The sequence below is a fragment of the Acidovorax sp. genome (genome assembly GCF_022763525.1).
In the GTDB taxonomy this organism is placed as follows: domain Bacteria; phylum Pseudomonadota; class Gammaproteobacteria; order Burkholderiales; family Burkholderiaceae_C; genus Acidovorax.
Window position 1 is genome coordinate 17,702 of the sequence record NZ_JALEGG010000288.1, and the last position, 10,283, is coordinate 27,984.

The 10,283-nt window shown below is 68.2% G+C and carries 10 protein-coding genes; 3 read left to right on the forward strand and 7 right to left on the reverse strand.

From position 1 onward, the window contains the following. Nucleotides 1-48: 48 nt before the first annotated feature. The 4 genes from MRY84_RS21920 to MRY84_RS21935 form a co-directional block, all read right to left on the reverse strand. Nucleotides 49-1,524 carry an efflux transporter outer membrane subunit gene (locus tag MRY84_RS21920; protein ID WP_291507793.1) on the reverse strand — a complete coding sequence of 492 codons (1,476 nt, stop codon included), beginning with the start codon at nt 1,522-1,524 and terminating at the stop codon, nt 49-51. A 63-nt stretch (nt 1,525-1,587) separates the two neighbouring features. After that, nucleotides 1,588-2,097: a MarR family transcriptional regulator gene (locus MRY84_RS21925; protein ID WP_291507794.1), complete on the reverse strand. Its 510-nt coding sequence runs from the start codon at nt 2,095-2,097 to the stop codon at nt 1,588-1,590. Between the two features lie 187 nt (nt 2,098-2,284). Next, nucleotides 2,285-2,932 carry a zeta toxin family protein gene (locus MRY84_RS21930; protein WP_291507795.1) on the reverse strand — a complete coding sequence of 216 codons (648 nt, stop codon included), beginning with the start codon at nt 2,930-2,932 and terminating at the stop codon, nt 2,285-2,287. A 6-nt stretch (nt 2,933-2,938) separates the two neighbouring features. After that, nucleotides 2,939-3,280 (reverse strand): hypothetical protein, encoded by a 342-nt coding sequence (locus MRY84_RS21935; RefSeq protein ID WP_291507796.1) that lies wholly within the window; start codon nt 3,278-3,280, stop codon nt 2,939-2,941. Between the two features lie 135 nt (nt 3,281-3,415). Here MRY84_RS21935 and MRY84_RS21940 point away from each other — a divergent pair, with 135 nt between their 5' ends. Then, complete coding sequence (locus tag MRY84_RS21940; protein WP_291507797.1) at nt 3,416-4,369, forward strand: ketopantoate reductase family protein; 954 nt, start codon at nt 3,416-3,418, stop codon at nt 4,367-4,369. Nucleotides 4,370-4,381: 12 nt separating this feature from the next. Here MRY84_RS21940 and metE read toward each other — a convergent pair whose 3' ends face one another. Further along, a complete protein-coding gene (gene metE / locus MRY84_RS21945) occupies nt 4,382-6,760 on the reverse strand; it encodes a 5-methyltetrahydropteroyltriglutamate--homocysteine S-methyltransferase (protein WP_291507798.1) in 2,379 nt (792 codons plus the stop codon). Between the two features lie 106 nt (nt 6,761-6,866). Between metE and MRY84_RS21950 the strand changes: the two genes are divergently transcribed. Continuing rightward, the gene (locus tag MRY84_RS21950) at nt 6,867-7,793 is read left to right on the forward strand and encodes a LysR family transcriptional regulator (RefSeq protein ID WP_291507799.1); all 927 of its coding nucleotides are present in this window, start codon (nt 6,867-6,869) and stop codon (nt 7,791-7,793) included. Here MRY84_RS21950 and MRY84_RS21955 read toward each other — a convergent pair. Beyond that, on the reverse strand, nt 7,771-8,199 hold the full coding sequence (locus MRY84_RS21955) for a nuclear transport factor 2 family protein (RefSeq protein ID WP_291507800.1): 429 nt from the start codon (nt 8,197-8,199) through the stop codon (nt 7,771-7,773). The two genes, MRY84_RS21950 and MRY84_RS21955, sit on opposite strands and share 23 nt — an antisense overlap. 93 nt (nt 8,200-8,292) lie before the next feature. On the opposite strand from MRY84_RS21955, the gene MRY84_RS21960 reads away from it, so the two are divergent. Further along, nucleotides 8,293-9,159, forward strand: coding sequence for a LysR family transcriptional regulator (locus tag MRY84_RS21960; protein WP_291507801.1), 867 nt, complete (start codon nt 8,293-8,295; stop codon nt 9,157-9,159). Nucleotides 9,160-9,260: 101 nt separating this feature from the next. Here MRY84_RS21960 and MRY84_RS21965 read toward each other — a convergent pair whose 3' ends face one another. Continuing rightward, on the reverse strand, nt 9,261-10,229 hold the full coding sequence (locus MRY84_RS21965; RefSeq protein ID WP_291507802.1) for a 2-hydroxyacid dehydrogenase: 969 nt from the start codon (nt 10,227-10,229) through the stop codon (nt 9,261-9,263). Nucleotides 10,230-10,283 lie beyond the last annotated feature (54 nt).

The window sequence follows — 10,283 nt, forward strand, 5'->3', positions numbered from 1 at the left end:
TCAGGAATGTGTTGTTGTGTTTTTGGATGTGTGTGGTGTGGTTGCCGGTCAGTGTGCTGCGGCGGTGTGCAGCACCGCCGTGTCATCGGTCCACCCGCCGCCCAGGGCCTTCATCAGCACCAGGCGTGTGTCGAGCTGGCGGGCGCGCAGGTCCACGGCCAGACGGCGCTGGGCCAGCACCTGGCTTTCGGTGCTCAGCACCACCAGGTAGTTGCCCAGGCCTGCGCGGTAGCGCTCCTGCGCAAAGCGGTAGGCTTTTTCGGCGCTGGCCACGGCCTCGTCCTGCAAGGCCTGCTGGCGGGTGAGCGACTGGATGGAGGCCACGGCGTCGCCCGCTTCCTTGACCGCATCCAACACGGCGGCGTTGTACTGGGCGATGGCGGCGTCCAGCTCGGCAGCGCGGCCGCCCAGCTGGGCGCGCAGGCGGCCGCCGTCGAAGATCGGCAGTCGCAGGGCGGGCGTCACACCCATCTGGCGCGAGCTGCCGTTGAACAACCGGTCCAGCCCCAGCGAGTTCAGGCCAATGAACGCGCCGATGTTGATGTTGGGATAGAACTCGCTGCGCGCACTGTTCACGCCTTGCGTCGCTGCCTCCACGCGCCAGCGCGCGGCCACCACGTCGGGGCGGCGGCCCAGCAGGTCGGCGCCCAGCACCTCGGGCACGGCGGTGGGTTGCAGTGCGGCGAGTTGCGGCGTGACCGTGGGCAGCGCGTCGGGCGCCTGGCCGGTCAGCACGGCCAGCTGGCGGCGGCCCAGGGTGATCTGCTCTTCGAGCGCCTCGATCTGAGTGCGCGCATCGGGCACAGCGGCCTGGGCCTGGGTCAGCTCGACCTGGCTGTCCAGGCCTGCGGCAGTGCGTTCTTGCGTGAGCTTGCGTTGCTCTTCGCGCTGCGCCAGCGCGCGCGTGGCCACGTCGCGCTGGGCCACCAGCCGGGCCAGCGCCACATAGCTGCGCCCCACCTGGGCGGCCAGTGTGTTGGCGGCGGCGGCTGCATCGGCCTGGGCGGCGCGGGCCTGGCCCAGGGCGGCCTGCAGCTCGGCGGCGTGCTGGCCGAAGAAGTCGGGCGACCAGCTCAGCGTGGCTTGCACGGTGCCGCTGTTGTAGGTGTTGCCGGCGATGGGGGCTGGCACCAGCCCGTTGGCGGTGTAGCGCTGGCGGGTGGCGTCCACGCCCAGGGTGGCCTGCGGACCGTTGGCGGCCTCACGCACCTGGCTCAGGGCCACGGCTTGCTCCAGGCGGGCGCGACTCCCGGCCAGGCTGGGGTTGCCTTGCAGGGCGGTGTCGATCAGGGTGTTGAGCTGCTCGTCGCCCAGCGCTTTCCACCACTGGCTGGGGGCGGCGGTGTCGGTGGCTGCGGCGTTCAAGCCCACAGCCGACGGGGTGGTCTGCGCCAGCGGCGTGTGGGCCGGGCCGGGGCTGGCGCAGCCCACCAGCAGGAGGGCGGCGGCCAGCGCCAGGGCCGATACCGCGAAATGCGCGGCCAGGGCCGAGCGGGTGGAGGGCAGGGGGGAGAGGGGGTTCACGGGGTTCTCCAGAATGGTTTTGGGGTGTTGTGTGGAGGAAAACGGTGCGGGCTGTCTGTGTGTTCAGTCGGCGTCTGCGCCGCGCTGCTGGCGCAGCGCTTCGCCATTGGCCAGCATGCGGCGCAGCAGGCGCAGTAGCAGTTGCCATTCGTCATGGGTGAAATCGCTCAGGTGGCCGTTGAGCACGTCGGCCAGCACGGCCGGCACCTTGTCAGCCACGGCCTGGCCTTCGGGTGTCAGCGCCAGTTGCACCACGCGGCGGTCGGTGGTGGAGCGCTCGCGCAGCACCAGACCCTTGGCTTCCAGGCGGTCCAGGGCACGGGTCATTGCAGCGGGATCGGTCTCCAGATCGCGGGCCAGGCTGGCCACGGTGGTCTGCTCGCAGCGCGAAATCTTGAACAGCGGCAACCACTGGGCGTAGGTCAGGTCGTGGATGGAGAGCTGGGCGTCGGCCTGGGTGCGGATCGAGCTCATCACCTTGCGCATCAAGTAACCCACGCTGTCTTCGGGTTGAAGCTGCGTGGCGCTGTAAAAGCCGGGGCGCGGTGCCGGAGTTGGAGTGGGTGATGCCATGATCTGAAATTTAATTGACTAGACAATGATTGTCTTGGCAATCAGTTATCACCCTCAATGCGCCAGGGTTTTATGGCGGCGAAAGTTGCTATTGAAAAGTGAGCATTTGGCGCCTGGTGGATAAGCGCTAGATGCAAAAATGCTGGCTATTTGCGGCCTGCGTTGGCCGCGTGAGAGGCGCCGAAGGCTACCGCGCCGTCAGCCGTTGCGCCCAGGTGGGCAAGGGCTGAGCAACGGGAGCGACGGTTCTGGGCGAGCACACGGCCACCAGTTGCGGCCCGGTGTTGGTGCCGGTAGCCTCGGCAGCGTCATACAGATAGGAGACATTGGCCTGCCGCACGGCCTGGGCCAGGTTGTCCATGGTGCGGGGGTAGCGGGCCAGGATGCGTTCGGGCGGTACCGGGTGCCCACCTTCGCGCACACGCTGCGCCACACGGGTCAGCAGCCGGGCCGGGTCGTCCAGCGCCACGATGTACAGGGCCACGGTGTAGCCGCAGCGCTGGGCTTCTTCGATGAGCGCCAGTTTGGAGGGGTGCGAAAACACGGTTTCGCTGGCGAAGTCGGTGCCCTCGCGCAGCAAGGTGGCACGGCGGTCATCGGCCCATTGGCGGGCGGCTTCGGACCGGGCTTCGGGGTCGGCGATGTGCTGCAGGTGCGCCTGTTCGTAGAGATCGGCGTTCACAAACTCCAGCGGCGGGCCCAGGATGCCTTCGCGCACCAGGGCTCGGTACAGCGTGGATTTGCCCGCGCCGTTCGGGCCTGCCAGCAGGTGGAGCCAGCGGGGTGGCGTGTTGTGGCGGGGCGGCGGGGAGGGCTGCCGGGCGGGGGCCACCATGCACGGTCAGGCGACAGGGGCGGCAGCCTTGGCCTGGTTCTCCAGCACCACTTCACGCACCCGCTGGGCGAGCGTGCCGCGTGTCTGTGCTGCCAGCAGGCGGGCGGTGAGGGCGTCCACCGACGTGGGGGCCGCCAGGGCGGCGGTGCGTGCCGCTGCAGCTTCGTACTGCTCGATGGCGCTGCGCGCCTCCTGCACGCTCAGGCCCGTGTGTTCCACGATCTGGCCCAGTGTGGCCCAGTATTCGATCTGGCTGGCCACCGAGCGGCGCATGGGCTGCGCGGCTTGGCGGGCCTGCTCCACCAGGTGGGCGGGGAGCTTGACGGAAGAAAAGGCTGTGGCGGACATGGCGATCTCCTGATTGGCGCATTTTGCGCCAATTGGGTGGGGGGTGCAAGGCGCTCGGTGGGCGGGTGCACACTCCTAGGGCGATACCATGGCTTGCCTTCCGTCCTTTTTCCAATCACCGCCGAACATCCGCCCATGACCGCTACCCCCACCCCCTCCGCTGTTCCGTCTGCCACCCCGGGCTTGCGTTTTGCCGTGATGGGCGCGGGCGCTGTGGGCTGTTACTTTGGTGCCCTGCTGGCCCGGGCGGGCCATGCCGTTACGCTCATCGGGCGGCAGGCGCATGTGGAGGCGGTGCAAAAGCACGGCCTGCGGCTGCAGACTGCCGTGCTGGATGTGCAGGTGCCCCTGGCGGCCAGCACCGAGGCCAGTGCCGTGCACGGCGCAGACGTGGTGCTGTTCTGTGTGAAGTCGTCCGACACGGAAGATGCCGCGCGCCAGATGCGTCCTCACCTGGCCCCTGGCACGCTGGTGCTGACCTTGCAGAACGGCGTGGACAACGACGAGCGCGTGCGCGCCGTGCTGCACGCCAGCACCCCCGTGGCCGCCGCCGTGGTGTACGTGGCTACTGCCATGGGCGGCTCTGGGCATGTGGTGCACCATGGCCGGGGCGAGCTGGTGATTGCACCTTCGCCGCGCAGCGACGAGGTGGCCCGCCAGCTCACGGCGGCGGGCATCCCCACCCAGGTGTCAGACAACGTGCGTGGCGCGCTCTGGGCCAAGCTGGTGCTCAACAGCGCCTACAACGCGCTGTCGGCCTTGTCGCAGCAGCCCTATGGCCCGCTGGTGCAGGTGCCCGGTGTGACGCAGGTGATAGCCGACATCGTGGCCGAGTGCCTGGCGGTGGCGGCTGCTGACGGGGTGACGATTCCGGGCGATGTGCAGGCGGCGGTGCGCGGCATCGCCAGCACCATGCCCGGGCAGTATTCGTCTACCGCACAGGACCTGGCGCGGGGCAAACCCACCGAGATTGATCACCTGAACGGCTATGTGGTCAAGCGCGGCGCTGCCTTGGGCGTGCCGACGCCGCTGAACCACGCGCTGCAGGTGCTGGTGAAGCTGGCCGAGATGAAGCGCGCTGCGGGCTGAACCGGGGGGCCGTCAGGCCAGCGCCGCCTCTTCCAGCAGCCGCTCGCGCACTTCCTGAGCGGCCTGCACCATGTGGCGCAGGGCGGCTTCGGTCTCGGGCCAGCCCCGGGTCTTGAGGCCGCAGTCGGGGTTCACCCACAGGTGCTCCACGGGCACCACCTCGGCGGCTTTTTCCAGCAGTGCGGCCATCTCCTGCACGCCGGGCACACGGGGCGAGTGGATGTCGTACACGCCGGGGCCGATCTCGTTGGGGTACTTGAAGTCCCCAAAGCCCTGCAGCAGCTCCATGTCCGAGCGGCTCGTCTCAATCGTGATCACATCCGCATCCATGGCCGCGATGGCGGGCAGGATGTCGTTGAACTCGCTGTAGCACATGTGGGTGTGGATCTGCGTGTCGTTGCGCACGCCGCTGGCACTGATGCGGAAGGCGCGCGTGGCGCGGTCCAGATAGCTCTTCCACCCCGCGCGACGCAGCGGCAAGCCCTCACGGATGGCGGGCTCGTCGATCTGGATGATGGCGATGCCGGAGGCTTCCAGGTCGCACACCTCGTCGCGGATCGCCCAGGCGATCTGGTCGGCCGTGGTGGCGCGGGGCTGGTCGTCGCGCACAAAGCTCCATTGCAGGATGGTGATGGGGCCGGTGAGCATGCCTTTCATGGGTTTGGCGGTGAGGCTCTGCGCGTACTGGGTCCAGGCGACCGTCATCGGCGTGGGGCGGGCCACGTCGCCGTAGATGATGGGCGGCTTCACGCAGCGCGAGCCATAGCTTTGCACCCAGCCGTTGGCGGTGAAGGCAAAGCCGTCGAGCTGCTCGCCAAAGTATTCGACCATGTCGTTGCGCTCGGCCTCGCCGTGCACCAGCACGTCAATGCCCAGCGCTTCCTGCTTGCGCACGGCCAGGGCAATTTCGGCTTCCATCTTCTGTTGGTAGTGGGCGGCATCGAGTGCCCCGCGCTTGAAGGCGGCGCGTGCGGCGCGGATCTCTGCCGTCTGCGGGAACGAGCCGATGGTGGTGGTGGGCAGCAGCGGCAGCTTGAGCCGTGCGCGCTGGGCCTTTTGCCGGGCAGGGAAGGCGCTGGCGCGCTGGTCGGCCCCTGGCGCCGCCGCGGCAATGCGGGCCGCCACGGTGGCGCGGTGCACACGCGGGCTGGCGCGGCGGGCGGCTAGGGCGGTGCGGGCGGCGTGCAGTTCATCGTCCACCGCCGCCTCGCCGTGCGACAAGGCGGTGGCAAGCACGCGCAGCTCGTCCAGTTTTTCCACCGCAAACGCCAGCCACGACTTCACCTCGGCGTCCAGCTGTGTTTCAGCCTCTAAGCTGAACGGCACATGCAGCAGAGAGCACGACGGTGCCAGCCACAGCTCACCCTGGTGCTTGTCGGCCACGGGGTGCAGCTTGGCCAGTGCCGCATCCAGGTCAGCACGCCAGATGTTGCGGCCATCCACGATGCCCACCGACAGCACCTTGTGCGAAGGCAACCAATCGGCCACACCCACCAGCTCGTCGGGGGCGCGCACGGCATCCACATGCAGGCCGGCCACCGGCAGCTGGCAGGCCAGGCGCAGGTTCTCGGCCATGGGCGAGAAGTAGGTGGCCAGCAGCAGCTTGGGCGCGCTGCGGGCCAGCTGCCAGTAGCTGGGCTCAAAGGCGTGGCGCCACGCATCGGGCAAGTCCAGGCCCAGGATGGGTTCGTCGATCTGCACCCATTCCACACCCTGGGCCTTCAGGCGCGCCAGCAGGGTTTCGTACACCGGCAGCAGTGACTCCAGCAGGCTGAAGCGGTCAAAGCCCGCCGCCTTGGATTTGCCCAGCCACAAAAAGCTCAGCGGCCCCAGCAGCACGGCCTTGACGCGGTGGCCCAGCGCCTGGGCCTCGGCCACCTCGGCAAACAAGCGCTCGCTGGCCAGGTGGAACTGGGTGTGGGCGCTGAACTCGGGCACGAGGTAGTGGTAGTTGGTGTCAAACCACTTGGTCATCTCCAGTGCGGGCTGGCCGATGGTGTGGTGCTGGGCTGTGCAACCGGCGCTGCAGCCTTGGTGGTTTTCGGCTTGGGCCGACACGCCCCGGGCCATAGCAAAGTAGCGCGCCAGCTCGGGCGCTTGGGCGTCAAAGCCAAAACGCGCAGGCTCGCAGCCCAGCAGCTGGATGTGGTTGGCCACGTGGTCGTACAGCGCAAAGTCGCCCACCGTCACACAACCCAGGCCTGCGTCGGCCTGCGCCTGCCAGTGCAACTGGCGCAGCTGGGCAGCGGTGGCCTCCAATTCGGCCTCGGTGCTATCGCCGCGCCAAAAGGATTCGAGCGCAAATTTCAGCGCGCGCTGCGCCCCCATGCGCGGAAAGCCCAGGGTGTGCGTGAGCACGGGGCGGCGGGTGGTTGGAGCGGCGAGCGACATGGTGATCCTTCTTCTGAATGGAGCAAAGCAATGAAGGCACCGATGGTCGCGCGGGCTCGTTTATTATTCAAACGAAAGTTTTAGTCGATCAACGTGAAAATTAATAATGAACCAGTCGATTCTGGAAGTGCGCCACCTGCGCACGCTGGTGGCCCTGCGTGACAGCGGCAGCCTGGTGCGGGCCGCGCAGTTGCTCAACCTCACGCAGTCGGCGCTGTCGCACCAGATCAAGCTGCTGGAAGACCGCTACGGCCAGCCGCTGTTTGAGCGCAAATCGGTGCCGCCGCAGTTCACCGCCGTGGGCGAACGCCTGCTCGCGCTGGCCGATGCCATGCTGCCGCAGGTGGAAGGGGCCGAACGCGACATTGCCCGCCTGGTGCTGGGGCAGGGTGGGCAGATGCGCATTGCGGTGGAATGCCACACCTGCTTTGACTGGCTGATGCCCGCCATGGACGCCTTTCGCACCCGCTGGCCCGAGGTGGAGCTGGACATCGTGAGCGGCTTTCATGCCGATCCGGTGGGCCTGCTGCACCAGGGCCGGGCCGATGTGGCCATCGTGTCAGAGGTGGATGCCGACGAGGCGGGCGTGGACTACCACCCGCTGTTTGCCTTTGAGATCCGCGCGCTGCTGGCCAACACGCACCCGCTGGTGGCCAAGCCGCACCTGGTGGCGCAGGACTTTGCCGACCAGACCATCATCACCTACCCCGTGCCCGACGAAATGCTCGATTTGATTCGCCAGGTGCTGGAGCCCGCCGGTGTGCGCCCGCCACGCCGCACCACCGAGCTGACGGTGGCCATGCTGCAGCTGGTGGCCAGCGGGCGCGGCGTGGCGGCGCTGCCGCTGTGGGCGGTGCAAAGCTACCTGGACCGGGGGTATGTGACGGCGCGGCCCATCGGTGAAAAAGGCCTGCGCGGCGAGCTGCACGCCGCCTGCCTGCCCAGCCTGTCGGCCAAGCCGTACCTGCAGGACTTTGTGCAGGTGACGCGCGAGACGAGTTTTGTCACGCTCAAGGGCGTGGAGTTGTTGTGACCGGATCAGGCGCGTACTTGTCGCCCACTTCTTCGCGCAGCGGGTGGGTGTCGTAGACGATGTTCATGTCGCGGATGCGGGTGCTGCCCGCGTCGAACGTGAACACATCCACGCAGGTGAAAGTCACCTCGCGGCCGTCGTTCAAAGTCCAGTCGTAGCGGAAGTAGGCGGCGACCCGCACGGCGCCGCCGTTGTCTGGCTGGGCGGACACAAACAGATCCAGCACGGTGATCACGCTGCCGCTGGAAGCCTGGGCCAGCTTCTTGAAAAAGTCGCTCGCGCGCATGGTGGCCAGAAACGGCGAGTGCACCACGCCATCGTCTTCAAAGCAGGCAATCAGCCCGTCGGTGTGGCTGGCGTGCAGGTGGGCGAGGTAGATGCGGACGGTGTCGAGTGGCGTGGTCATGGGCAGGAGCGTGGTGGAGAAAGAAGCCCAGAGCTTCGCCGCGCCCGGCGGCTGCGGCAAGAGACAATGGCGCCTCATACATAAAAGCTGCTTATGTATCTGCGCTACCTGCACTACCTCCAAGCCGTCATCGACCAGGGCTCGTTTGCGCGCGCGGCGCAGGCCTGTGGGGTGTCGCAGCCCGCCATCAGCCAGGGCATGAAGGCGCTGCAGGCGCAGTTCGAAACGCCCTTGCTGGTGCGGGACGGGCGCCGCTATGTGCCCTCCGACCTGGCCCGGCGTGTGGTGGCCGAAGGCGCGCCGCTGGCCCAGCGCATCGACGCCTTGCCGCTGACCCGCGCGGGCGCTGCAAACCGCAAGGTGTTGCGCGTGGGGCTCACGGCGTCCGCCGCGCTGGTCTGTGGGCCGCTGCTGTACGAGGCCTGGTGCCGGCCGCAGCCTCAGCGTTCACTGGAGATGACTACCAACGACGAGGGGAGCCTGCTGACGGGCCTGCTGCATGGCAGCTTCGACGCCGTGATTGCGCCCCGGCCGCGCCAGTTTGCCCATCCGGATGTGGTGCAGTGGCGCTTGTACGAGCTGCAGCCGCAGATTTATGCACGGCGGCGCCACCCGCTGGCGCAGGCCCGGTCACTGGCCGATTTGCAAGGCGCCGCCTGGGGCTGTGTGGGCCCGAGCGTGAGCGGCCCGGTGGATGTGCTGACCGAGGCGCACCGCGTGCGGCGCATGCCAGTGCCGCGCATGGCTGCGCGCTGCCCGGACTTTGCCAGCCTGCTGAACCTGGTGGTGGGCTCTGAACTGCTGGCCGTGCTGCCACACCCCGCGCTGCTGGGGGCTGCGGCAGAGCAGGTGGTGCCGCTGCAACTGGCCGAGGCGCTGCCGCTGTATGGCATGTGGCTGTTCGAGCGCAAGGCGCGCAAGCCCCGCCTGGGGCCGGAGGTGTTTGCGGGGCGGGTGTGAGGCAGGGGCGCCCGGGTGTGGAGCTTGATGCTATTTATTTGATAGCTGACAAGGCATGATGGACGCGCGCAAACAGCCTAAAAAGCTTGAAAAACCAACGGTCAGCCAGCCACCGTGCCTGGCACCGGCACCCGCACGGCACCCGAGGTATAGAACGCATGCAGGTTCTCCAGCACCAGGTCCGCCATCGCACGGCGGGTTTCGTGCGTGGCACTGGCAGTGTGGGGGGTGAGCACCACGTTGTCCAGTGCCATCAGGGCGGGGGGCACATGGGGTTCGTTGTCGAACACGTCCAGGCCCGCACCGGCGATGCGGCGCTCGGCCAGGGCGTCGATGAGCGCCGCCTCATCCACCACGCTGCCACGCGCCACGTTGATGAGGTAGCCCTGCGGGCCCAGGGCGTCAAGCACATCGCGGTTGACCAGGTGGCGCGTGCCCGCGCCGCCCGCCACCGTCAGCACCAGGTAGTCGGCCCATTGCGCCAGTGCGGTCAGCGACTCGAAGTACGAGTGCGCGCAGCCCTCGGCCGGGCGGCGGTTGTGGTAGCCCACCTCCATGCGGAAGCCCGCCGCGCGCTCGGCCACGGCCTGGCCGATGCGGCCCATGCCCACAATGCCCAGGCGTTTGCCCGACACCCGCGTGCCCAGCGCAAACCGCGCCTGGGGCCATTGGCCCTGGCGCACAAACCGGTCGCTGGCGGCAATGCCGCGCGACACGTCCAGCATCAGCGCAAACGCCATGTCGGCCACACAGTCGTTGAGCACACCGGGCGTGTAGCCCACCTGCACGCCACGCGCCGTGGCCGCGTCGATGTCGAGCGCGTCAAAGCCCACGCCAAAGCTGCTGATGACCTGCAGGCGGGGCAGGGCGGCGATCACCTCGCTCGTGAGCCCGATGGACGCCGTGGTGACCACGCCCGAAAACTCCGCACCGTGCGCTGCCAGAAAGCCCTGCGGGTCGGCCTGGTCGGCCAGGCAGGCCACGCTGTAGCGCGCGGCCAGTTCGGTTTCGAGGGCGGGCAAAGGCAGGCGGCCGATTTGCAAGATGCGGGGTGTGGCGTGTGTCGTCATGGCGGGTGACAGGTGGGTGCAGAGAAGAGGTGGCACGGCGAGCGCTGCCAGACC

Excerpts from the sequence above, each read along its gene's own strand:
- MRY84_RS21925 (WP_291507794.1), bottom strand. The coding sequence starts at position 2,097 with ATGGCATCACCCACTCCAACTCCGGCACCGCGCCCCGGCTTTTACAGC.
- MRY84_RS21930 (WP_291507795.1), bottom strand. The coding sequence starts at position 2,932 with ATGGTGGCCCCCGCCCGGCAGCCCTCCCCGCCGCCCCGCCACAACACG.
- MRY84_RS21935 (WP_291507796.1), bottom strand. The coding sequence starts at position 3,280 with ATGTCCGCCACAGCCTTTTCTTCCGTCAAGCTCCCCGCCCACCTGGTG.
- MRY84_RS21940 (WP_291507797.1), top strand. The coding sequence starts at position 3,416 with ATGACCGCTACCCCCACCCCCTCCGCTGTTCCGTCTGCCACCCCGGGC.
- metE (WP_291507798.1), bottom strand. The coding sequence starts at position 6,760 with ATGTCGCTCGCCGCTCCAACCACCCGCCGCCCCGTGCTCACGCACACC.
- MRY84_RS21950 (WP_291507799.1), top strand. The coding sequence starts at position 6,867 with ATGAACCAGTCGATTCTGGAAGTGCGCCACCTGCGCACGCTGGTGGCC.
- MRY84_RS21955 (WP_291507800.1), bottom strand. The coding sequence starts at position 8,199 with ATGACCACGCCACTCGACACCGTCCGCATCTACCTCGCCCACCTGCAC.
- MRY84_RS21960 (WP_291507801.1), top strand. The coding sequence starts at position 8,293 with ATGTATCTGCGCTACCTGCACTACCTCCAAGCCGTCATCGACCAGGGC.
- MRY84_RS21965 (WP_291507802.1), bottom strand. The coding sequence starts at position 10,229 with ATGACGACACACGCCACACCCCGCATCTTGCAAATCGGCCGCCTGCCT.